Raw genomic sequence first — 24,061 nt, forward strand, 5'->3', positions numbered from 1 at the left:
TCTGAGTAAGTAAGTGTTCAGAGATAGCGCAGGAAAAACGCTTGAGAACAAGCCGGTAATTTTCGATAAGTAGTTATTATACAGGTGAAATCTCTAACGACGTTATCGAGTGTTATAACAAGCTAAGGTGAGCTGTTATTTACTACGATTAGTATAATACCATCTTGAAAAATAATTGCTGGCACTATGCCAGCAATTATCAATTGGATCTAGTGTGCCACAGCGGATTAGTGCAGCTTTAGGTGCGGGTGGATGATACGGCTAATGCCTTTAGCAAACATTAAAAGTGTCCCTTTCACTGGCCCATGCAGCTCTATTAAGTGTCTTCTATAAAGTGAGGTGTAAACGAAGCGAGCAATCTTGCCCTCTACCATCACGCCACCACCAATAAATGACATTAAGTTTCCAACAGTGTGGAATTTAGATAGGTTTACTAGTGCGCCTAAGTCTTTATAGACATAGTTATTTGATGCCGTTTTACCATTAAGCAACAACATGATGTTGTCTGCGGTCATCAATGCCATTTGTCTAGCGGATTGGCCTCTTGGCGGCACCCAGCTACCATCTTCCTGCGGACAGGCTGCACAATCACCAATAGCAAAAATAGCTGGATCGCGAGTGGTCTGCATATTCTGCTGCACCATCACTTGATTGATATGGTTACTCTCTAGTCCACCAATCTCTTTTAAAAAGTCAGGTGCTTTTACCCCAGTAGACCAAATTACCATGTCTGATGGAATGAATTCATCTTCAGAGGTGTGTAAGCCTTCACTGGTCACTTGATTAATCCGAGTATCAGTCATCACCTTAACCCCGATTGCGGATAACTCTTTAGCGACAGATTCTGATATCTCAGCTTTTTCTACTTTTGGCAGAATACGTTTATCTGCTTCAATTAAGGTGATCTCAAGTAGAGTGCTATCAATCTTGTAACCAAAGCCTCGCAGTTGGTCAACGGCGTGGTGCATCTCTGCTGACATTTCAACGCCCGTTGCGCCAGCGCCCACGACTGCAATTTTAATTTTTTCATCCAATTGATGATGACTTGCATAGCGCATGAACTTATTTAGCAAAATGGTGCGGATCTCCATTGCTTGTTCAGTGCTGTCTAAAAAGACGCAGTTGTCACGTACACCATCAATATTAAAGTCATTGGCAATACTACCAATGGCAACGACAAGGTAATCGTAATCAATACGTCGTGCTGGCAGCAGCTCTTCACCACTATCATCAGTAATGGGGGCCAGAATAACCTGCTTAGTTTCTCTATCGATATCTGTCATTGCGCCTTGTTGGAAGTGGTAACCATGGGCAGCGGCATGACCACGATAGCTGATCGCGTCAATGCCGATATCAAGTGCGCCAGTCGCTACTTCATGCAATAAAGGCTTCCAAACATGGCTTTCAGCACAATCGACCAGTGTTACTCTGGCCTTACCTTTACGACCGAGTTTATGGCCCAGTTTGGTGGCAATCTCCATTCCACCAGCGCCACCACCGACGATGACAATATTTGCCATTTCATGCATAAGTGTACAATCCTTAATTAAATATAGTGATAATAGAAAAATAGATTTTTGAATCGGTGGTGGTTGTAACTTATTGTTTTAGTTATTTTACTTTTATCTTAAATTATTCTTAAAATAAAAAAGTAACAACGCATTTTATAAGGTTATTGTAGCAGTGAGTAATGAAATCAGCAATTTGCTCTTTCTCTAGCTGAATTGCGGCTAAAAGTGGTGTTAAAGTTTTTATTCTATTGATTAATATTGATTTTATTAAACTATTATGGGGATTTATAGGCGTAATCAGCTGATTTTTGAGGGAGAAAACTGTGAACTTGAGGCTAAATGAATGTTTAGAAGTGTGAACTGGATAGTAGTTTGCATCAGAGGTGGTTAGCGGCATGCTCCAAAGTAGAACATGCCTGCTAATGACTAAAGTTTGCTCAAGCGCGACTTATAATCATCAATGACATGTTCCATGATCTCTTGTACTGAGGTGTCTTTGGTTTTGTTGTCCATAAAGACTTTGAAGGTTACCAGTACATGAATATCATCTCTTAGGCGGTCATTTTTCATTGAAAAATAAGCTTGCTCTTGTTCAGCCTCTCGTACGACACAGCCCTCATGTTCAAACAGTCGAGTGCCTGAGTGGCCATGCCATTTAGTGATTCTGTCTAGAGCGATTTCACATGAACGGTTAATTTCAATATGGTTTAGCCAGCTGGTTGGGTGAGATGGATCCTTTATATGAGGGCATCGGACTGTATAGTTATAAACGTGAGAAATTGCTGTCATAAATTACCTACCTGTTCGCTGTAACTGATGCCGTATCAGGCACCGTTTTTTATTATGGTCAACATCATTATGTTGGCCTGTGCGTACTGTATGTGTCTAACATTAACAATTAAGTTTTAACTTTGGTTATCTACACAAATAACAGCTGCTTTGTCATGCAGTTATATAAATAACGAAAAGAGCTATTTCATTTGTAACACTATTGGCTAATGATTGAAACTAACAAGCCTGCTAACTTGGAAGCCTAGTTAAAACTTAGTTGCTCTGAGTATTTTTTACCATGACATAGACGCTAATAAACTTGCCCTAGATCTCACTTTTACTTCAGCAACCTCGACATAGGGCTACTTTGGCTAATAAAGCATCAGTTAATTTAACTCAACGATTTTGTAACAGGCTTTAACCCTAGCAGGAGTCAATAACAGTGCCTTGCAGTTGTTATTGTAAGTATAATGAAACAAACATGTAAAAAGGTTTATATAATGATGAGTATGTGCTTATAATTTCAAGATAAAAATAATCTCTTATTAATCCCCTCAGGAGGCTTTAATGGCCTGTTCTACAGTTTCTAAATTAAAACTGCTCGCCATGGTGTGTATTAGTGTGATTGCTACTGGTTGCGGTGACGCTCCTGCACCTCAAGCTCCCATGTTACCGAGTGTGATTGTGAGTACCGCTCATCTGCAAGAGATCCAATCAAAAAGTGAGATTGTTGGTCGAACACGGGCATCGGAAGATGTAATGATTAAATCGCAAATCCAGGGACAGTTACTTAAGCGTACCTTTGTTGAAGGTGATGATGTAAATCAAGGGGATTTACTGTTTGAAATCGACCCCGCTACTTACGTGGCTGAACTTGCTCAGCAAAAAGCGGTATTAAAGCAAGCGATTGCTTCTCGCGATGTCGCCGTGATGAACTGGGAGCGTGGCCGCCGCCTTTTACCCGATGGCATGATTAGTGCCAAAGACATGGATGAGTTAACCTCACGCAAACTTACTACCGCAGCTGGGGTTGTGCAAGCTGAAGCAGCGGTGAGTGCAGCAGAGTTACAACTTAGCTATACCAAGATTTATGCGCCAATCTCAGGACGAATTAGTAACTCTAAAGTGAGTACTGGTGACATCATCAGTCCACAATCAGATATGGCCAATTTAGTGCAGTTACAGCCTATGTGGGTTAACTTTCAAGTTGCTGAAAGATCGTTAATTACTGCTCAGCAAAATTTCTCTAAAGCGCTATCGCGGGATATTAAAATCCAAGATATCGTGATCAATTTACGTCTGCCGAATGCCACAATGCATAAGGAGACTGGTTATATTGATTTTATTAGCAACAAAGTTGACCCTTCAACCGGTACTTTGCCGCTTCGAGCAACCTTTAAAAATGCCGATAACTTTATGCTACCGGGCATGTTTGTGACACTAATCATTGAGTCGCCAGTAAAAGAGCAAGCGTTATTGATCCCACAAGCATCGGTACAAGAGGACCAGCAAGGTCGCTTTGTAATGGTGTTGAATGATAAAAATCAAGTTGAAAAACGTATTGTTGAACTGGGTGAGCGTTTCGGCATTGAATGGCGAGTACTAAGTGGTCTAGCAGGAGGCGATCGCATTGTGGTCGACGGCCTGCAAAAGATCAGACCAGGTATTGAAGTGAACGCTGTGGAGCAAGAAATTGTTCCTTTTCAAGAAGCTAACCAAACTAAGTAGGGGATTGCTATGATTAGTCAATTCTTCATCAATAGGCCTAAATTTGCCTTTGTGATCTCTACCGTACTGACCTTGGTTGGGCTTATCTCTATCCCTATCTTGTCGGTGGCTGAGTTCCCTGAAATCGCGCCGCCACAAGTCAGTGTGTCGACCAGCTATTCAGGTGCGAGTGCCGATATTGTAAAAGACACCATTGGCCAACCTTTAGAAGCGGAAGTGAACGGCGTTGAAGGCATGCTGTACATGGAGTCAAAGAGCGCCAATGACGGCAGTTATTCGCTCAACGTGACTTTTGAGGTGGGTACAGACCCTGACATGGCGCAGGTCAAAGTGCAGAACCGGGTGCAACAAGCAATGCCAAGGCTACCTGAAGAGGTAAAAAGGCAGGGCGTAAAAGTTGAAAAGCAAAGCCCAAATATATTGATGGTGGTCAACCTCGTTTCTCCTAACGAAACCTTTGACTCACTGTTTATAACCAACTACGCCGGACTCAACGTTAAAGATGCGTTAGCACGCCAAAACGGTGTGTCAAAAGTACAGATTATTGGTGCGTTAGATTACGCCATGCGGATCTGGCTTGATCCTGATAAAATGGCCAGCTTTTCGATTACGGCAACCGATGTAATCGGCGCGCTACAAGAGCAAAATATTCAAGTGGCAGCAGGCCGAATCGGAGCCGCACCGGTTGACCCTGATCAGCAATTTCAATACACCTTGCAAACAAAAGGGCGTTTGAAGAACCCGAAAGAGTTTGCAAACGTTGTTGTAAGAGCTAATGACGATGGTTCGAAAGTCATTGTTGGCGATGTGGCACGGGTAGAGCTTGGCTCGCAAACCTATGACGCTCAAGGTAAGCTCAATAACAAGCCTTCGGCGATTATCTCTATCTATCAATCACCTGATGCCAATGCGCTAGACGTGGCAAAAGGTATTCGTGCGCAGATGGAAGCCTTGTCGGCAAACTTCCCCAAAGATTTAGAATATGAAGTGCTCTACGACACCACTGAATTTGTTGAAACCTCCATTAAAGAAGTGGTGCAAACGCTGTTTATCTCCGTTGCCTTGGTGATTTTTGTAGTGTTTATCTTCCTGCAAGATGTGCGCTCTACCCTTATTCCCGGCATCGCGATTCCGGTCTCTTTGATTGGTACCTTTGCCTTCTTGCTGCTGTCAGGGATGAGCATCAATACAGTCTCGCTATTCGCACTTATCTTAGCCATTGGTATTGTGGTTGATGATGCCATTGTGGTGGTCGAGAACGTTACACGTCTAATGCAAGATGAGGGTTTATCACCTAAAGAAGCGACCTCTAAAGCGATGCAAGAGGTTACCGGGCCGATTATTGCGACCACATTGGTGTTGCTTGCTGTATTTGCCCCTACAGCTGTGATGCCTGGGATCACTGGCCAGATGTATGCGCAGTTCTCTGTGACCATCTGTATCTCAGTGCTTATCTCATCGGTTAATGCATTAACCTTAAGCCCAGCATTATGCGCCTCAGTATTGCGACCACCTAAAGAGCATACTCAAGGTTTTCATGCCAAATTCAACAAGCACTTTAATGTCTTTACTGGCAAATACACCAAGTTAGTCCATGTGCTTACTCGCAAGTTAACGCTAGTGCTGGTGGTATTTATTGCCCTGCTAGCAGCAACGGGAGGCTTAGCTAAAATCTTGCCATCGGGTTTTGTGCCTATGGAAGATAAAAAGGCCTTTATGGTGGATATTCAACTTCCTGATGGCGCGTCATTAAACCGTACGGAAGATGTGATGCGTGATTTGGTTGAGCTAACTTTAGCTGAACCGGGCGTTGAAAATGTCATTCATGCCAGTGGCTTTAGTATCCTAACAGGCTCAGTTGCATCAAACGGAGGTTTAATGATTGTGACCCTGTCGACTTGGTCTGAACGTGATACGCCAGATATGGCAGAACATGCGATTGTGGCAAAGCTGCAGGCCAAATACGCTGCTAATCCGTCTGTGAAAGCGATGGCATTCTCGTTGCCGCCTATTCCTGGCGTCGGTAGTGTGGGTGGCTTTGAATTTGTATTACAAGACACCCAGGGGCGTAGTCCGCAGGAGTTAGCATCTGTGATGCGCGCGCTCATTATGAAAGCCAATGAGCAGCCAGAAATTGCCATGTCCTTTAGTAATTTCCGCGCCGATGTACCGCAGATGTTTGTAGATGTTGACCGTGACAAAGCGAAGGCACTGGGCATACCACTGAACGAGATCTTCACCACTATGCAGACCATGCTGGGTTCGATGTATGTCAATGACTTCAACCGCTTTGGTAAGGTCTTCAGAGTCATCTTGCAAGCTGAAGCTGATTTCCGTAACTCCGATATGGATATTGCCCGTTTCTACGTGCGCTCCTCGACGGGGGAGATGGTACCACTGAGTACCTTGGTGACCGTGACACCGATCCTCGGGCCTGACGTGATGAACTCATACAACATGTTTAGCTCTACCACGATTAACGGCTTCCCTGCGCCAGGTTTTAGCTCTGGTGACGCTATTAAGGCGATGGAACGTGCTGCAGCGCAAACATTGCCAACGGGTTACAGTTACGAGTGGACAGGGCAAACTTACCAAGAGATTAAAGCGGGTAACTTAGCGCCATTAATCTTCGCGTTAGCATTGGTATTTACCTACCTATTCTTGGTGGCACAATACGAGAGTTGGACCATTCCGTTTGCGGTTATGTTGGCGGTTCCGATTGCGATACTGGGGGCGTTCCTCAATATCTGGCTGGTGGGCGCAGAGCTAAACCTATACGCGCAGATTGGATTGGTGCTATTGATAGGACTCGCCTGTAAGAATGCAATCTTGATTGTAGAGTTTGCTAAGCAATTAAGGGAAGAGGGCAAAAGTATTCTTGATGCGGGTGAGACGGCTGCAAGATTACGTTTCCGTGCGGTATTAATGACCGCCTTCTCATTCCTACTCGGGGTATTACCGCTGGTGGTAGCCACAGGTGCGGGGGCAGGTAGTCGCCGAGCACTGGGTTACTCGGTATTTGGCGGTATGTTAGCTGCAACAATAGTAGGAACACTGTTAGTACCGGTTTTCTACGTGATGATGCAAACCCTACGTGAGAAGTTCAAAGGTGAGGCTAAGGTAGAAAGCTAGCCTTAACAGAGGGCATTTCAAATTAGCTAACATTAAGGCCTGCAAAATTGTAGGCCTTTTTATTACTCTTGAGGGGAACAAAGGCTGTTGCGCCTGAGTCGCTTATAGCTATCTAGGGTTGTTTTGAATATTAATTCTCTAAACATACGCTAATGCCGTTAACTGGATGAAGGGCCCTGATTCACGGGGTAGTGTTATTGATTAATCAGAAAGTGACGATGAAGTTGCTGGTAACCTTTTTTTGTTATTGTGACTTCTCGGTATCCATGCACTCTTTCAATCCAATGATTACTTTCAAAAAAGGTGAGCAAGCAGGCGCCTAAGTAACCACCAGCATGGAATTTCCTTTCACTCCAATCCAAGCACGGACAACACTTTTTTCGATTAGTTTTGATATCTAGCTCAATACCTAACTGTAAGAACTTTTCTTTCCCTAGTGCTGTAACATCGTTGCCATCACTATTAATCCAACCATTTGTGACTAGAGAGTCATACAATTTAACCGCTATTTCACCCGCTAAATGGTCATAACAGGTTCGTGCTTTTAATAGTTCTTGAGGTACTTTAGAGTGAGGCTGCTGACTGACTTGAAAAGTCACTCCCATCATATTCTCAAGTAATAAAGCAATGCTGTTGCTATAAAGACGAAAATATTTGTGCCGCCCCTGAGATAAACATGTCACTAAATTTGCTTTTAGCAGGCGAGATAAGTGAGAGCTGGTTGTTGATGCGGCAATCTCTGCAATTACACTTAACTCAGTCGCTGTCCAAGCTTTGCCGTTCATTAATGCACATAAAATCTTCATTCGAGAAGGGTCTGACATAGCGGTCGCGAGCGCTGCCATGTCAGCTTCCTGATCATAGGTTGCAGATTCGGTATAAGAGAGGCTTTGTTTGCTCAAGTTCGAACCATTAATCAATCATGTATTGTCAGCCAATGTATAGTTATCAGTTGCGATTATCAATTGGCTATTACAATCAGGACCATGACCCCTAAACCTTGATTATTTAAAGCTCAACTAACGAGTTGAGCTTTATACTTAATCGTGGACGTCGATACTATCTATTGGAGCTTCTTTACGATTATCCATACCGATAATAGAGGGTGGAATATTAGCGATTGTCTCTAACAGCTTGTTTCTTTTAACTGTTTGCTTTAGTTTAGTTTTACCGTATTCGTCAACAGCATGAATACTAAAAACTAATTGGGCTAAATCGATGCCAATTGCTTTAATTAAGGACATATGGACTCTCCTTGATTGAATGTTTGCACTTTCAATATGGCACATAGTGGCCAATTGGTAAGGGGAGTCCATATCATTTGGCATATGCCTAGGAAACTATGAAGTATATTTTTTCAATTCTGATTTTGTTCTCTTTTAATACTCTTGCTGGGCAGGATTATAAATGCACAATTACGAATGCATCTGCCCCAAGTGAAAATGGTGAGTTAGAGGTAATTGGTGACAAATCGGTTATAGGTAAGTTATTTACCGTCAATCGTAAGACTGGAGATATGTCAGGACCAATAAAAAATAATTACCTATCTACACCAAAGGTAATAGACCATGGTTCAAAAGAAAACTCATACAAAGTGATAAGTATTATGCAAAATGAAACTACTTCTAATGTTTATACCTTGGTTATAGAAGAGTATGCGGAATCATCTAGAAAACCATTTGTATACCTCAGTAATTCTTGGGTGTTTTACGGTTTTTGTGAGCATTTTTAAAGGTAGCGGCATATAACAAGAGCATAAAGAGTGACGTTCAACGCTTGGCTAACGCTCATTCTTCGCTAATTTTAGCCAAGCATTATCCGCATTTTATGCGGGCGTTAGGTGTATTTATGATTGATCGAGCATCACGAAATAGACTTGCTGAGCTTATACGTAGTTTAAGTTCAGGACAAATATCTAACGATGAATTTGAAGATTCTATTCCAGAATCAAATGATGATGCCATCAGGCAAGTATTTTCTCATGGGGCATGGTGTCTTTATAGCGACATGAAAGAATACAAACTTAAAGGTAAAGATGTTCTGTCTAGAGATGATCGGACAATCGTTGCTAGGTGGGTACTTTTCCTTAAAACTGACATTGAATACATTTGGCCTTCTGCAACATTTAAAGAAGAGTTCTTAAAATGTATTTCTTTGGGTATTTTTGGCCAAAGAACCTTGGATAAATGGAAAATATATGGAAATGTTGAACTATGGCCGTTTTTAAATATAGAGCAGTTTAATAAGGCCAAAAAGGAAAATGGATACTTGGGTGTTCAATACACATAACAAGCCATTACAGTAACGGGACTGCTAGCAGCTTGCTCGGTTCCGCTTCGCTTCACATTTTAGCAAACTATTAAAAAGCCCCTTAATGTGGGCGTTATACATCAAGGAGTCGTTATGAGTCGTATTCTAGTTCCGAGTACAAGTCCCTATGCTTCTAAACTGGGTTTTTCTCGTGCAGTTAAAGTTGGCAATTTTATCTCCGTTGGGGGAACAGCTCCTATTGATGATAACGGAAAAACTGTAGGTATTAACGACCCAGCACTTCAAACAAGGCAATGTATCAAAACTATTGAGAATGCGCTTAAAGAGGCTGGTGCCACACTAAATGATGTTGTGCGAACTCGTATGCTTCTTACTAATATTGACCACTGGAAAGAAGTTGCTGAGGTGAGAGGTGAATATTTTAAAGATATTCTTCCTGTCGATACAGTAATGGAAGTTAGTAAATTTATTAACCCAGAGTGGCTGATCGAAATAGAAGTTGATGCAGTAGTGCAATCTTGATGTATAACAAGCGCATTAATGAATGAACGCCTAAAGCTTGGCTGGCGCTCATTCTTCGCTAATTTAACCAAGCTTAATTCGTCCATTATGCGGGCGTTAGGCTGCTATTATAAATGGGGTCTCAAATAGATGAATAACGATATTATAGAGTTTGTTCCTGACTCGATATGGCTTTGCCAGTATCCCGTTTATTACTCGGGAATCAATTTCAACTCCCGTATGTCAATAGTTCGTTTGTTAGATGGAAGTTTGATGTTGCATTCCCCTTGCAACATTACCGAAGAATTACGAAGCCATTTCTGCTCTCGGTACTGTACGAAGTATTGTTGGCCCTGGTTCATATCATTATTTACATGTGCCTTCTGCACAAGCTGCATTCCCCAAAGCCGAGACATATATTTGTCCGGGCATAGAAACTAAACAGCCCCAGATGAAATTCGACTGGATTCTGGGCGATAAATCACCGACTGCTTGGGAAAAGGATATGGAGCAGGTGTTAGTGCGTGGTTCCCGTTTTATGTCGGAAGTTGCGTTCTTTCACAAACCAAGTAAAACATTACTTCTTGTGGACTTAATTGAAAATATTGGGGATAAAACTGAAGAAGTGGGGCTCGGGATTAAACTTTGGTGGAAAGCGGTATTTCACATGTGGAACAAGCCTCGGCCTGCTCCCGAGTATCAGATTGGGTGGAAAGACAAGAAGGCTGCAAAGCATTCATTAGAGCGGATGCTTGCGTGGGACTTTGAGCGTATTATCCTGTCCCATGGTGACCTTATTGAGAGTGATGCTAAGGCCGCTGCGCGCGAAGCATGGTCCGCTCCTCTGAGCTCTGATGCCTAATCAGCAGCTGCAATCTGACTCCGCAAACTGTTTATTTTTGTGCAAAAAAAACACAAAAAACGCAAGTTCGCTACGCAGTTGAGCTGGGCGTTATATGGTGCTCTTCCCCCTGTTTAGTAAACAGCTCCTCATCATCCCAAAAGCTTTAACTCTAACAAGCTGTTGTCCGATAATGAGTTAGCGACTAAAGTGGACTTGCTAGTTATTCATCTGAGTTGAGCTGTGCAAGCTTCAAAATCATGGATGATTTAGCAGAGCCTATAGGGATATATTCACGGCGGCTTGCAAAAGCTAAATGCAGCTGAATGGTGCTTAACTGCTATATTTCCGCTTAACCTCGATACTGATCTTTCGGCTGCTCAGCCTACCTAACACCTGTCCAAAAACGAGTTAGTGGCTAAAGTGTGCTTGCTAGCTATTCATCTTAGTTAGGCTGTGTAAGCTTCTAAATCATGGGTGATTTAGCTGAGCCTATGGGGATATATTCACGGCAACTTACAAAAGCTAAAGGCAGTTGAATTGCTGTATTAAAGCAATAGTTAAAGTAATGGTTAAAGCTTTATCAATAAGCCGAAACTTTGTTGAGTGACGCGGCTTAAGCTGAATGGTAGGGCGTAATCAGAGGGACTAGTAGAAAGGAAAAACCCACTCCGAAGAGTGGGCTTTAAAGCTTGCTTTAACTTTTGCAGGGAAAAAGCGAACACTTTAATTATATCGCAATTGCAGTAATTTGTATCCAGTATTACTACCAGAAACTGCCTGTTTATGGGCTTATGACTGATATTTTTGAAGATTTATCACGCAAATGTATCAATCTGTTCAAGCTTTAATGCGCTTAGGATCAAATGCCTCGGTAAAACTGTCGCTATTCGGGCCTTCTAATTGCACAAAGTAGTCTTTAGCAATGAAAGATAGCAAGCTACATCAAGGGAGCGATGACACGCTTGCTATCTGTTCACCTTTTACTAAACAGGCCTTATCGCTGTCTGATTACAAAGCGTTAGTAAAGATCTGGCAGATCTCTTCATGAGTCGCTTGTTTAGGGTTAGTAAATCCACAAGCATCTTTAAGTGCGTTATCTGCAAGAGTTGGAATATCTTCAGCTTTAACACCCAGTTTAGTGAGGTTCTCTGGGATCTTCACCGCGACTGAAAGTGCTTTAATTGCTTCTAGTGCTGCGCTTGCACCTTCGGCATCACTCATTGCGCTCACTTCTACACCCATTGCCTTAGCAACATCTTTTAAGCGCTCTGGTACCACTTGTGCGTTGTAAGCTTGTACGTGTGGTAGCAGCAGTGCATTACATACACCGTGAGGTAGGTCGTAGAATCCACCTAACTGATGCGCCATAGCATGTACATACCCTAAGCTAGCATTATTAAATGCCATACCTGCTAGGAACTGTGCATATGCCATTTGGTCGCGTGCTTCGATGCTCTGGCCGTTTTCTACCGCTTCAACTAGGTTACCCTTGATGAGCTCTATCGCTTTGATTGCACAGGCATCTGTAATTGGGTTCGCAGCGATTGAAACATAAGCTTCAATTGCGTGAGTCAGTGCATCCATACCAGTTGCAGCTGTTAAGCCGGCAGGCTTAAGAAGCATGAGCTCAGGGTCATTAACTGAAAGTAGTGGTGTGGTGTTTTTGTCAACGATGGCCATTTTTATGTGGCGTTCTTCATCGGTGATAATACAGAAACGAGTCATTTCACTCGCAGTACCGGCGGTGGTGTTGATAGCAACAAGTGGTAGCTGTGGCTTAGTAGACACATCTAGGCCTTCGTAATCTTTAATGCTGCCGCCGTTGGTTGCAACTAATGCAATGCCTTTAGCACAATCATGGGGAGAGCCACCGCCAAGAGAGATAACAAAGTCACAGCTGTTTTCTTTTAGCAATTCAAGACCGGCAACAACATTACCTGTAGTTGGGTTTGGTTGAACCCCGTCGAACACAACTGAAGCAATATCGTTGCTTGCAAGCTTGTCAGTCACTTGAGCTACTAACCCAATTTCAACTAACGGCTTGTCTGTAACAATTAGAGCATTTTTAAAGCCCAGAGTTTTGATATCACCAATCGCTTCAGTAACGGCATCTTTACCTAAGACATTGACAGAAGGGATGAAAAATTTAGCAGCCATAAAATCCACCTATAAGCTTAATGTTAAAGTTTGTTATCTTTTCTGGTAATTAAAGTACCAACACTTGTGCGGTAAAGGTGTGATCTGGCTCTAAATTAACCTCAAATCTAGTGTAAATGACTTCAAAACTAGATCTGGGTAGCTAATTCTGTAATTTTACGACATCCGCGAGCTTAGGTTGCAGATACTGGTGCTATTGCGGCTAGGTTAAGTGCCTTATTGATGCAGGCTTTGCGCGTTTATTGTGCAATTAGAGCGTGGTTTAAAGCTGTTTGTTAGTTTATGACGGCAAGGGGAGAATCCATATTTATATTTAAGCCGCTGATTTTCATCAACTGCTAACTGTCACCCTAATGAAATAAAACTGTCTTCAAGCTGTTACTTGTTATTGGCATGGTTACTGCTCCATCTAGAGAGTGCATTGCTAAATTCAAGGATGAGAAGCATGGGGTTAAAAAAGTTACTGTATTTGCAAGGCGTTGGTGCTGAGTTTGTCAGCTGTAGTGGCGATAACATCGTAACCCCAGAGCAAGATCGTATTGGTATTTTGCGCTGTATGCTGGCTAGCGCTGCACAAGAGCGATGCGAACCTGTGATGTCGGCGGAGCAGATAGACGAAAAAATCTACCAACTTGATGCGGAGCCGTGGACTCAACGGTTGCCTTTGTTTCAACATACAAGGATAGATAATCCCGAGTTGAGTGTGTTCCTCCCTAGTGACAGTGACTCTCGATTGACGATTGAGCTGCAGTTAGAGGGCGGTGAGCCGTTTCAGTTAGGTATCGATACAGCTAAGTTTGCTGCAAACCCTCATATTGCCAAGGTTACAGGCCATTACCATGTCGATGATTGCGACTATTTGCACTATCGACTGTTGATCACTCAAGCATTGTTGGCGTCTGATATCTACTGCGGCGGTTCATTACAAATGTCAGTTTTGCCAGATATAGGTCTGGGCTATCATCGGGTGCGCATTCGTGATCAAGCTGAGTTTGTTGAAGGTCAGTGGTTAGTCGCTCCCGTAATGAGTTACCAAAGCGGCAATACTCGTTCACCTAGCAATAGCCGTTTATGGGGGCTCAGTATTCAACTATTTAGCCTTCGCAGTGAGACGCAATGGGGCATTGGTGATTTTGCCGATTTAGCAGCGCTTATTGAGCTGGTGGCTAACGAGGGCGGCAGCTTTATTCAACTCAATCCGTTACATGCTCTGGATATTGCCAACCCTCAAGCATGTAGCCCTTATAGTCCATCTGATAGGCGCAGGCTTAACCCGCTTTATATTAACTTTGAAATGGTGCCTGAGTATTCACAGTTATTTTGCGATGTGGAGCCTAATGCTGCAGGTGCAACATCATCTGAGCTAGCCATTAAATTTAAAGCAATAAAGCGGCAGGTCAATCGTGCCGATTGGCTCGATTATCAACTGGTAAGTCTACATAAATACCGGATTTTTAAACTGCTTTATCAGCAATTTATAGTGGCTCATGTTGAAACTAATAGTGCAAGAGGGCAGCAATTTAGTCTGTTTATTACTGATAATGGCGATAGTTTGCGGCAGTTTTGTGAGCAGCAGCTTAGTGATACCGTCGGCTTGAGTGAATTTTCTGGGCTAGATAGTCGCTTTTTTGCTTACCTGCAGTTTGTCGCTGAGCAGCAATTAAGCCAATGCCAAGCCCAAGCAAAACGATTGGGGATGGCGATTGGACTGGTTCGCGACATGGCGGTTGGGGTGGCTTCCAATAGTGTTGAAGTTCGAGCAGATAACAGCCCTTTTTGCCAAGATGCCAGTATTGGTGCGCCGCCAGATCCATTTGCTCCCCAAGGGCAAAACTGGGGCTTAACACCCTTTGACCCTATTGCGCTAAAGCACGACGGCTATCAGCATTTTATCCAGTTATTGCGCAGTAATATGCAATCATGCGGTGCACTGAGAATTGACCATGTTATGTCGCTACTGCGTTTGTGGTGGTGGCCAAGATCAAAAGAATTAGGTAACGGCGCCTATGTTTATTATCCACTTGATGTGTTGTTGGCTATTGTGTGTATTGAAAGTCAGCGCGCTCAATGTTTAATTATCGGTGAAGACTTAGGCCTAATTCCTCCTGAAATTGTTAGTAAACTTGCGGCTGCGGGCGTGTTATCTAACGATCTGTTTTACTTTAGCAAAGAGGGTGATGGTTTCACCTTGCCAGCAAACTATCCAGCAGACAGTTTAATGATGTTAGCCAATCACGATGTTCCTCCGTTATTAGCGTGGTGGCAAGCAGATGATCTGCAGCTCAGACGTAGTATCGGTCTTATTGATAATGATGAGTTGCTGCAATCGCTGATATCACAGCGTGAGTTCGATAAACAGCAGTTATTGAAATTACTGCAGGCGCAAGGTCAGTTTGACGGCAGCGATGTAAATAGCATTCATTACCCTGAACTACTTAAGGCTTGGTTGGCGGTCACTGCTGCTGGTAACGCGCATCTTTTCAGCGTGCAACTTTTCGATTTGGTCTGTGATAACCAACCTATTAATATCCCCGGTACCTGGCTGCAATATCCTAATTGGCAGCGCCGATTAGCACTATCTTTAACCGAGTTAGCAGCAGATAAACAAGTGCAAGGATTGCTACTGCAGTTACAAACTTCTCGTCAGCAAGGTGTGCAGAGTGAGCGGGAAACCGATGCATATGCAAGAACACACGCCTGCACAAAAGCCAATACCACTACCACTACCAGTACTCATCCCAATCGCACGACTTCAACACCAGCTCATGCAACTTCGTCACTACAACCAAATGGATTACCGCTATGACTAACAATGCTCTCGAGTTTCAACATGGTATCGATGTCGCCCTGCTTAACGGTCAATATGTCGATGTGTTTGCGCTTTTAGGCATGCACAGCGGTGATGACGGAAAGTCGCTGGTTGTGCGTTGCTTTTTGCGCGGAGCTTTGGGCGTCGATGTTATCTGTATGAAAACATCGCGCAAAGTTGCCAGTTTAGACAAGCGTAATGATCAAGGGCTTTTTAGTGGGAAAATGGGCCGCAGGGTAAAACCATTTCTTTATAGATTGCGGGTGAGGTATCCGTTAGATATACAAGAAGTTATCGATCCGTATCAATTCTCGAGCCTTCTTGAAGCCGATGACCTTTATCTTTTTGGTGAAGGCCATCAACAGCAAAGTTATCAATTTTTAGGGGCTAACTGGCGGGTCAATCAAGGCGTTACAGGTGTGCTGTTTTGTGTCTGGGCGCCGAATGCTCAGCGAGTATCACTCATTGGAGACTTTAATCACTGGGACGGCGCAGTGAACGTGATGCGCCAACACCTTGCTAGTGGATTGTGGGAGATTTTTATTCCCCAAGTGAGTGCTGGTGATCATTACAAGTTTGAGATAGTTGACGCTAATGGACAATGTATCGAGCGAGCTGACCCTTACGCCAAAGCGATGCAGAGTGCACCTGGAAATGCCTCTATAGTGGCTGAACAAACCCCATATGATTGGCAAGATAAGCTGTGGCTCAAACAGCGGTGTGACAAAGTTTGGCATCAGGCGGCTATGTCAACCTACGAAGTGCACTTAGGTTCTTGGCGTCGACAAGGTGAAGATGGTGCTGATTATTTAGATTATTCCGAGCTCATCAAGCAGCTTATTCCCTATGTGCTAGAAATGGGCTTTACCCATCTACAGCTTATGCCGTTAAGCGAATATCCATTTGATGGTTCCTGGGGGTATCAGCCTGTAGGGCTTTATGCTCCTACCTACCGTTTTGGCGATGCTAACGGATTAAAAGCCTTTATTGATGCCTGCCATCAAGCTGGAATTGCGGTATTACTTGATTGGGTTCCAGCTCACTTTCCTAAAGATCCACATGGTTTGAAGCAGTTCGACGGTACGAGTCTTTATGAGCATGATGATCCTCGCCAAGGTGAACACCCTGATTGGGACACTCTCATTTATAACTATGAACGCGGTGAGGTGCAAAGTTACCTGTTGAGCAACGCTTGCTACTGGTTAAAGGAGTTCCATTTTGATGGCTTAAGGCTTGATGCAGTGTCGTCGATGCTTTACTTAGATTACAGCCGAGAAGCGGGGCAGTGGCTACCCAATGCGTACGGTGGCCGCGAGAACTTAGCCGCGATTCGCTTTTTACAAAACCTTAATCAACGCTTGTATCAAAGCTTCCCAGGGATCTGCATGATTGCAGAAGAGTCAACGGCTTGGCCCGGAGTGACTCATATCATTGATAAGCCTTTGCAGGCACAAGAGAGCGAGCAAACAGCAAACCTTGGGTTTGGTTTTAAATGGAATATGGGCTGGATGAATGACAGTTTAGGCTATTTAAGCCACGAGTCTATTCATCGTCGCCATCATCACCATGAGTTTAGCTTTAGCCTTGTTTATCAATACACTGAGCAGTTTATCTTGGCATTAAGCCATGACGAAGTGGTTCACGGTAAAGGCTCTTTGTTGCATAAAATGCCTGGCGATGACTGGCAAAAGTTTGCGACTTTGCGGGCGTATTACGGCTTTATGTGGGGGCATCCGGGCAAAAAATTGCTGTTTATGGGCGGCGAATTTGCCCAGCGTGACGAATGGGATCACGATGTAAGCTTAGATTGGCATCTACTGCAATACCCGCCGCATTTAGGCATGCAAGCGTGGGTAAAAGATTTAAACAAGCTATATAAAGCATCCTCTGCACTGTGGTTAAAGGACGATGAAGCGAGCGGTTTTAGCTGGTTAGATTGTGACAATGCCGACTCGAGTATTTTCAGTTTTATCCGCCATGGCAGCGATCCATTGGTGAGCAGCCGTGACGACTTGATTTTCGTCGTCAACATGACCCCTGAGGTACATCACGGCTTTAGAGTTGGCCTGCCTCAAGATGGTGAATATAGTGAGCAGCTTAACAGCGATAGCGCATTTTATGGCGGTAGCGATGTGGGTAACCAAGGGGTTATCAATGCCAAGAGCTATGCATATCAAGGCTTGCCCTATAGTGCGTTGATTACGGTGCCGCCGCTAGCCTGCTTAGTTATTGGAAAGGGCTAATTGATGCTTCTTACCGCTGGCAAACCTTATCCACTTGGGGCTAGTGTCGATGAACTTGGCGTTAACTTTGCGCTGTTTTCTGCTCATGCTACTGCAGTCACTTTGTGTCTGTTTGATGCAAGTGGTGAGCATGAAATTGCTCGCTATCCTATGCAGCAAAAGAGTCAGCAGATTTGGCATCTGCATTTGGCAACACCAGATAAAGCGCTGGTTTACGGTTATCGGGTTGATGGTCCGTTTGCGCCTCATTCGGGCCATCGCTTTAATGCCAATAAGTTGCTACTTGATCCTTATGCTAAGCGCTGGGTTGGTCAGTTTATTGAGCATCAAAGCCATTACGGTTACAGCGTCGATCACCCCCTAGAAGATCTTTCCTTTGATGACACTGACAACGCAACTTATATGCCTAAATGTCAGGTGGTTGATACCTCTGTTTTAGCGCCTATAAAGCCAGTTGTTAAAATGGCAGACTCGCCAAGCATTGCTGCGAACGATCTTAATGGTCATATCATCTATGAGATGCATGTAAAGGGGTTTACTCAGCAATGCACTGATATTGATAGAGCAAAGAGAGGAACATATTTAGGCTTGGCTGAGCCAAAGGTATTGGACTATTTAATTGCTCTTGGAGTGACTTGCGTCGAACTGCTGCCGGTTCATGGTTTTATCAGCGAAGCCTTTTTACAAGATAAGGCGCTGAGCAATTATTGGGGCTATAACAGCCTAAGTTTTTTCGTACCTCACAGGCAATATACCAGTGATACCTTGTCTGCGCCCAATGAGATTAGCCAGTTCAGAACCATGGTTAATTCGCTGCACCAAGCTGGCATCGAAGTGCTTTTAGATGTGGTCTACAACCATACTGCAGAGGGGAACCGCCTCGGGCCAACGCTTTGCTTTAAGGGCATCGATAACCTCAGCTATTACCGCTTGCACCCTAGCGATAAGCGTTTTTATATCAATGATACCGGCTGTGGCAATACCCTTAATATCAATCACCCTAGAGTCTTGCAGCTGGTGATGGATTCATTGCGCTACTGGGTTGAAGTCATGGGGGTGGATGGCTTTAGGTTCGACCTAGCCAGCTGCTTAGGGCGTGAAGCGCACGGCTTTGATAAGGGCGCTGGTTTCTTTGATGCGATTGTGCAAGATCCTGTGCTTAGTCGAGTCAAGTTGATTGCAGAACCTTGGGATATCGGTCCAGGAGGCTATCAGCTTGGAGGCTACCCCCAAGGTTGGAGCGAATGGAATGACCGTTTTCGAGATACTGTGCGGCGCTTTTGGCGCGGTGACTTTGGCATGCTACCTGAGCTTGCCCGCAGGCTTCATGGCTCCAGTGATTTGTTTGAACATGCAGACCGAGATGCTGACTCAACGGTTAATTTTATCACCAGTCATGATGGATTTAGCCTGCATGACATCGTTAGGTATAGCCAAAGGCATAATGATTTAAATGGCGAGCAAAGCCGCGATGGCCATCAAGAGAACTACAGTCACAATTATGGCGAGGAGGGCGAAAGTGACAATGCCGCGCTTAACGCATTGCGTCAACGCCAAGTGCGTAACATGCTCACCACTTTACTGCTGTCACAAGGCGTTCCTATGTTACTCGCTGGTGATGAAAACGGGCACAGTCTAAAGGGAAATAACAACGCCTATTGCCAAGATAATTCAATTAACTGGCGTGACTGGAGCGATACCGCAGAGCAGAAAAACCTGCTTGGTTTTGTACAGCAACTTATTACCATCCGTAAACGATTCTCCGCGTTGTACACTCGACAATTTATTCATCAACAAGCTTCAAGTCATGGCGCTGGCCTCAGTTGGTTCTGCCGAAATGGCGAGCCCATGAGTAAAGTACTTTGGAGCGACGCTCATACCCGTAGCTTAAGTTTGGTGCTTACTGGCGGCAGTGCATCAGATCCTGCTCAGCAACAAGCGTTACTGTTGATGCTTAATGCGGATGAACAAGCACTTGCTTTTACCATGCCACATATTGAAGGCTTTGAGTCCTGGCAGTGTCTGCTACATACCCAATCAATGGACGCTGAAGGCTGGCAAGTTGAGCCTACAGTTCAAAGTGAGTTGCCACTGCCTGTTGCAGTTTCATCTGCTGCCAATAACTCATGCCCAAGTTACCAGCTAAAAGATCGCAGTTTAATGTTGTTTTCCGCCCAGCTAAAAGGATCAACTCCATGACGACACCGGTAAAGCCGACTCAGCCTAAAACGAAATCTAAGCAAGCGACACCGAGCCAAAAAATGCCGAAGAAGGATGCAATGACGAATAACCAGTCAACATCTAAACACCAGTGTGAGCCCTGTGACGCGTTCCATCTGGTGATGGCGCGGCATGTAAGCAATGGCCTGACTTGCGATGAACGAGATAAACAAGATCTGTTTCAAGCCTTGGCCACTACAGTCAAGCAGCAGATGCTCGCTGATTGGCGTCAAACTCGTGTAGATGATATCTCGCAAGGCCGAAAGCAGGTTGCTTATTTATCACTTGAGTTTTTAATGGGACGCTCGCTAGGCAATGCGCTGCTTAATCTTGATATTGAGCAAACCACCCGTGATGCATTGCAAGAATATGCGGTCACCATAGAGGAAATTGAGCAGCAAGAGCATGATGCTGGGCTGGGCAATGGCGGATTAGGGCGTCTAGCCGCTTGTTTTTTAGATAGCTGCGCCAGTATGGACCTTGCGGTTACTGGCTACGGGATCCGCTATGAATATGGCATGTTCGCCCAAAAACTCGTCGATGGCTTTCAAGTTGAGCGACCTGATCGCTGGTTGAGAGAGGGCAATCCTTGGGAGGTTCGAGCGGCTAGCCATAATGTTAAGGTGCCATTTTTTGGTCGCACTAGCAGTTATATCGACCGCGATGGACGCAATAACGTCACTTGGACAGATACCCAAGATGTACTGGCCGTAGCTTACGACATGCCAGTTCCCGGCTATAAAAATGGTCGCATCAATACGTTGAGGTTGTGGAAAGCTGAGGCTACCGATGATTTTGATCTGACTGAGTTTAATCAGGGGGATTACAGCGAAGCGGTTGCACGTAAAAACATGGCAGAGCAAATCACCATGGTGCTCTATCCCAATGATGCTAGCGAGAATGGCAAGGAGCTACGATTGCGCCAGCAGTACTTCCTATCATCTGCCAGCTTACAAGATCTGCTCAATACTTGGGTTAATCAGCATGGCAACGACTTTAGTGACTTTGCCAAGTTTAATGTAATGCAGCTAAATGATACCCACCCAGCTATCGCTATCCCAGAGTTGATGCGCTTGCTGGTGGATGAATATTTCCTTGAATGGGATGAGGCGTGGCAGGTGGTGAATCAAACCATGGCTTACACCAACCATACCTTGCTGCCTGAAGCATTAGAGCGCTGGCCTGTAAGAATGATGCAACAGATGCTGCCGCGCATCATGGAGATAATCTTTGAGATCAATGCCCGTTATCTTGAGCAGGTTGCCCATCAGTGGCCGGGAGATGCCAGCAAACTCGCTGATATGTCGATTATCGAGGAGGGTTACGAGCCTCATGTGCGAATGGCGTACTTGGCGATTGTAGCCTGTTTTTCGGTCAATGGCGTGGCAGAGTTACACACTCAGCTATTAACCTCGGGACTGTTTCGTGATTTTTATCAGCTATGGCCAACTAAGTTCAATAATCGCACCAATGGCGTCACGCCTAGACGTTGGCTTGCTCAATGTAACCCCAAGTTAAGCGCATTGTTGAGTAAACGCCTAGGCAATGAATGGATTACCGATCTCAGCCATTTAAATGCGCTGAATGCCTTTACTGATGATGTGGCATTTATCAAAGAGTGGGCCGCAGTCAAGCAGGCTAACAAAACCGAATTACAACAGCTGATAAGTCGTGAGTGCGGTGTCGAGTTTGATGCTGAAATGATGTTCGATGTGCAGGTAAAGCGCATTCATGAGTATAAGCGTCAGCTGCTCAATATTTTGCATGTTATCCATTTATATCAGCAGATCCGTCTAGGTAATACCGATGATTTAGTTCCTCGTTGTGTGTTAATTGGCGGTAAAGCTGCCCCTGGTTATGCCATGGCAAAGCTGTTGATAAAACTGGCTAATAATGTTGCTCACATGGTCAATTCAGACGCCGTAGTCAGCCAATATCTCCGATTTGCTTTTTTGCCTAATTATAACGTCAGTGCGATGGAAAAAATCTGCCCAGCAACGGACTTGTCTGAACAGATCTCAACTGCAGGCAAAGAAGCATCAGGCACCGGCAATATGAAGTTTATGATGAATGGCGCTTTGACGATTGGCACCTTAGATGGCGCTAACGTTGAAATGTTAGCTGAGGTCGGCCAAGAAAACTTTTTCCTGTTTGGCCTTAATGCCAATGAGGTGGCAGCCCTTAGATTGAACTATCAACCGGACTCATTTATGCCGCCGTTGAGCGCGCTGTCAGAGGTGATGGAGTTATTAGAGAGCGGTCATTTCAATCTGCAAGAACCTGGTATTTTCGATTCCATTATCGCCAGCATTAAAAGCCCAAATGACCCCTGGATGACCGCCGCCGATTTTGAATCCTATCGCCAAGCCCAAGTTGATGCTGCAAACGCTTATAAAGATCAAATGAGTTGGACACAAATGAGTATTAGAAACACCGCCGCGAGTGGTCGTTTTTCGAGTGATATGACTATTGCCGGTTACCGTGACGAAATTTGGAGAGCATGATGCGCATTCAATTGATAAATCCTGTTGTAAACGCACGTTCAAGGAGAGAACTTATATGAGTAATAACCCGCGCTACATTAGTAATTTAACTCGCGATACCTACGCTATCATTTTGGCGGGGGGCCGAGGCTCTAGGTTACACGAACTGACAGACTGGCGTGCTAAACCTTCTCTCTATTTTGGCGGTAAATTCAGGATCATCGACTTCCCACTGTCCAATTGCATTAACTCGGGGATCCGTCGTATTGGCGTGGTCACGCAATATAAATCTCACTCGCTTATACGCCACGTTATGCGCGGTTGGGGACATTTTAAAAAAGAACTGGGTGAATCGGTTGAGATTTTGCCAGCCTCTCAGCGTTATTCTGAGAATTGGTATCAAGGTACCGCCGATGCAGTGTTTCAAAATATCGATATCATTCGTCATGAGCTGCCTAAGTACGTGATGATTTTATCGGGTGATCATGTTTACCGTATGGATTATGCCGGCTTACTGGCAACCCATGCGGAATCTGGCGCCGATATGACTGTGTCCTGCTTAGAGGTGCCAACGCCTGAAGCAGCGGGGGCATTTGGGGTAGTTGAAGTCGATGATACAGGCAAGATTTTGGGCTTTGAAGAGAAACCTGAATTGCCTAAACATCTACCAGAAGACCCTGAAATGTGCCTCGCCTCGATGGGAAATTATGTGTTTAACACCGAGTTTTTGTTTGAACAACTTAAGCGAGATGCGCAAAATGAAGATTCAGACAGAGATTTTGGCAAAGATATTATTCCCTCGATAATCGAAGATCATAAAGTTTACGCACACCGCTTTAGAAGTGTCTTCCCTAACGAAGAAGCTTACTGGCGTGATGTGGGCACTTTAGACTCTTTTTGGCAATCGAATATGGAGCTGTTGTCGCCAACACCAGCACTCAATCTCTATGATGCCAAATGGCCTATATGGACCTATCAGGAGCAATTACCGCCAGCGAAGTTCGTGTTCGATGATGACGATAGGCGCGGTATGGCTCTAGATTCTATTATCTCTGGAGGCTGCATTATCTCTGGCGCAACAGTGCGCCGTAGCGTGCTATTTAACGAGGTGAGAGTTTGCTCGTACTCATCGGTCGAAGATTCGGTGATTTTGCCCGATGTGGTGGTGCTACGAAATTGTAAGATTAAAAATGCCATTATCGACCGTGGCTGCATCATTCCTGAAGGAAGTGTCATTGGTTATAACCATGATCACGACCGCGCTAAGGGTTATAGAATGTCAGATAAAGGGGTGGTGCTGGTGACTCGTGACATGTTGGGATTGCCAGTGGGGTATGAATAGACCATGGCAGACCAATACCAAGAGCAAACTCTGACGAACGTTAAGCAAA

General features: G+C 44.4%; 15 protein-coding genes and 1 pseudogene. 11 read left to right on the forward strand and 5 right to left on the reverse strand.

The genetic code is table 11. From position 1 onward, the window contains the following. Positions 1-227 precede the first annotated feature (227 nt). Positions 228-1,529 carry an NAD(P)/FAD-dependent oxidoreductase gene (locus tag SWP_RS05740; RefSeq protein ID WP_020911465.1) on the reverse strand — a complete coding sequence of 434 codons (1,302 nt, stop codon included), beginning with the start codon at positions 1,527-1,529 and terminating at the stop codon, positions 228-230. 408 nt (positions 1,530-1,937) lie between these two features. Then, entirely contained in the window at positions 1,938-2,300 is a 363-nt protein-coding gene (locus SWP_RS05745) for a hypothetical protein (RefSeq protein WP_020911466.1), read from the reverse strand. Positions 2,301-2,849: 549 nt separating this feature from the next. Here SWP_RS05745 and SWP_RS05750 point away from each other — a divergent pair. Both SWP_RS05750 and SWP_RS05755 read left to right on the forward strand, forming a co-directional pair. Continuing rightward, the gene (locus SWP_RS05750; protein ID WP_020911467.1) at positions 2,850-4,010 is read left to right on the forward strand and encodes an efflux RND transporter periplasmic adaptor subunit; all 1,161 of its coding nucleotides are present in this window, start codon (positions 2,850-2,852) and stop codon (positions 4,008-4,010) included. Between the two features lie 9 nt (positions 4,011-4,019). Next, complete coding sequence (locus SWP_RS05755) at positions 4,020-7,142, forward strand: efflux RND transporter permease subunit (protein ID WP_020911468.1); 3,123 nt, start codon at positions 4,020-4,022, stop codon at positions 7,140-7,142. Positions 7,143-7,336: 194 nt separating this feature from the next. On the opposite strand, the gene SWP_RS05760 is transcribed toward SWP_RS05755, so the two are convergent. Together SWP_RS05760 and SWP_RS05765 are read right to left on the reverse strand one after the other, a co-directional pair. Continuing rightward, positions 7,337-8,044 (reverse strand): ArsR/SmtB family transcription factor, encoded by a 708-nt coding sequence (locus SWP_RS05760; protein WP_044555705.1) that lies wholly within the window; start codon positions 8,042-8,044, stop codon positions 7,337-7,339. Positions 8,045-8,227: 183 nt separating this feature from the next. Next, positions 8,228-8,386 (reverse strand): annotated as a pseudogene (locus tag SWP_RS05765) (IS110 family transposase); the annotation flags it as partial. Positions 8,387-8,484: 98 nt separating this feature from the next. Here SWP_RS05765 and SWP_RS05770 point away from each other — a divergent pair. The 4 genes from SWP_RS05770 (at position 8,485) to SWP_RS23370 (ending at position 10,776) form a co-directional block, all read left to right on the forward strand. Continuing rightward, positions 8,485-8,874, forward strand: coding sequence for a hypothetical protein (locus SWP_RS05770; RefSeq protein WP_020911471.1), 390 nt, complete (start codon positions 8,485-8,487; stop codon positions 8,872-8,874). Positions 8,875-8,990: 116 nt separating this feature from the next. After that, entirely contained in the window at positions 8,991-9,431 is a 441-nt protein-coding gene (locus tag SWP_RS05775; RefSeq protein ID WP_020911472.1) for a hypothetical protein, read from the forward strand. 114 nt (positions 9,432-9,545) lie between these two features. Next, a complete protein-coding gene (locus SWP_RS05780) occupies positions 9,546-9,935 on the forward strand; it encodes a RidA family protein (protein ID WP_020911473.1) in 390 nt (129 codons plus the stop codon). A gap of 295 nt (positions 9,936-10,230) precedes the next feature. Then, the gene (locus SWP_RS23370; RefSeq protein WP_228371142.1) at positions 10,231-10,776 is read left to right on the forward strand and encodes a DUF4336 domain-containing protein; all 546 of its coding nucleotides are present in this window, start codon (positions 10,231-10,233) and stop codon (positions 10,774-10,776) included. A gap of 990 nt (positions 10,777-11,766) precedes the next feature. Here SWP_RS23370 and yiaY read toward each other — a convergent pair. Then, a complete protein-coding gene (gene yiaY, locus SWP_RS05795; RefSeq protein ID WP_020911477.1) occupies positions 11,767-12,915 on the reverse strand; it encodes an L-threonine dehydrogenase in 1,149 nt (382 codons plus the stop codon). 445 nt (positions 12,916-13,360) lie between these two features. On the opposite strand from yiaY, the gene malQ reads away from it, so the two are divergent. The 5 genes from malQ to glgC all read left to right on the forward strand — a co-directional run bounded on the left by malQ (position 13,361) and on the right by glgC (position 24,012). Beyond that, positions 13,361-15,721, forward strand: a complete 2,361-nt coding sequence (gene malQ, locus SWP_RS05800; protein WP_020911478.1) for a 4-alpha-glucanotransferase — start codon at positions 13,361-13,363, stop codon at positions 15,719-15,721. Next, on the forward strand, positions 15,718-17,967 hold the full coding sequence (gene glgB / locus SWP_RS05805) for a 1,4-alpha-glucan branching protein GlgB (protein WP_020911480.1): 2,250 nt from the start codon (positions 15,718-15,720) through the stop codon (positions 17,965-17,967). Before malQ ends, glgB begins: the two co-directional genes overlap by 4 nt. Before the next feature lie 3 nt (positions 17,968-17,970). After that, positions 17,971-20,166: a glycogen debranching protein GlgX gene (gene glgX / locus SWP_RS05810; protein WP_020911481.1), complete on the forward strand. Its 2,196-nt coding sequence runs from the start codon at positions 17,971-17,973 to the stop codon at positions 20,164-20,166. 62 nt (positions 20,167-20,228) lie between these two features. Beyond that, complete coding sequence (locus tag SWP_RS05815) at positions 20,229-22,691, forward strand: glycogen/starch/alpha-glucan phosphorylase (protein WP_420804965.1); 2,463 nt, start codon at positions 20,229-20,231, stop codon at positions 22,689-22,691. A gap of 55 nt (positions 22,692-22,746) precedes the next feature. Then, positions 22,747-24,012, forward strand: a complete 1,266-nt coding sequence (gene glgC / locus SWP_RS05820) for a glucose-1-phosphate adenylyltransferase (protein WP_020911483.1) — start codon at positions 22,747-22,749, stop codon at positions 24,010-24,012. Positions 24,013-24,061 lie beyond the last annotated feature (49 nt).

Source organism: Shewanella piezotolerans WP3, assembly GCF_000014885.1.
Lineage (GTDB): Bacteria > Pseudomonadota > Gammaproteobacteria > Enterobacterales > Shewanellaceae > Shewanella > Shewanella piezotolerans.

Excerpts from the sequence above, each read along its gene's own strand:
- SWP_RS05740 (WP_020911465.1), bottom strand. The coding sequence starts at position 1,529 with ATGCATGAAATGGCAAATATTGTCATCGTCGGTGGTGGCGCTGGTGGA.
- SWP_RS05745 (WP_020911466.1), bottom strand. The coding sequence starts at position 2,300 with ATGACAGCAATTTCTCACGTTTATAACTATACAGTCCGATGCCCTCAT.
- SWP_RS05750 (WP_020911467.1), top strand. The coding sequence starts at position 2,850 with ATGGCCTGTTCTACAGTTTCTAAATTAAAACTGCTCGCCATGGTGTGT.
- SWP_RS05755 (WP_020911468.1), top strand. The coding sequence starts at position 4,020 with ATGATTAGTCAATTCTTCATCAATAGGCCTAAATTTGCCTTTGTGATC.
- SWP_RS05770 (WP_020911471.1), top strand. The coding sequence starts at position 8,485 with ATGAAGTATATTTTTTCAATTCTGATTTTGTTCTCTTTTAATACTCTT.
- SWP_RS05775 (WP_020911472.1), top strand. The coding sequence starts at position 8,991 with ATGATTGATCGAGCATCACGAAATAGACTTGCTGAGCTTATACGTAGT.
- SWP_RS05780 (WP_020911473.1), top strand. The coding sequence starts at position 9,546 with ATGAGTCGTATTCTAGTTCCGAGTACAAGTCCCTATGCTTCTAAACTG.
- yiaY (WP_020911477.1), bottom strand. The coding sequence starts at position 12,915 with ATGGCTGCTAAATTTTTCATCCCTTCTGTCAATGTCTTAGGTAAAGAT.
- malQ (WP_020911478.1), top strand. The coding sequence starts at position 13,361 with ATGGGGTTAAAAAAGTTACTGTATTTGCAAGGCGTTGGTGCTGAGTTT.
- glgB (WP_020911480.1), top strand. The coding sequence starts at position 15,718 with ATGACTAACAATGCTCTCGAGTTTCAACATGGTATCGATGTCGCCCTG.
- glgX (WP_020911481.1), top strand. The coding sequence starts at position 17,971 with ATGCTTCTTACCGCTGGCAAACCTTATCCACTTGGGGCTAGTGTCGAT.
- SWP_RS05815 (WP_420804965.1), top strand. The coding sequence starts at position 20,229 with ATGCCGAAGAAGGATGCAATGACGAATAACCAGTCAACATCTAAACAC.
- glgC (WP_020911483.1), top strand. The coding sequence starts at position 22,747 with ATGAGTAATAACCCGCGCTACATTAGTAATTTAACTCGCGATACCTAC.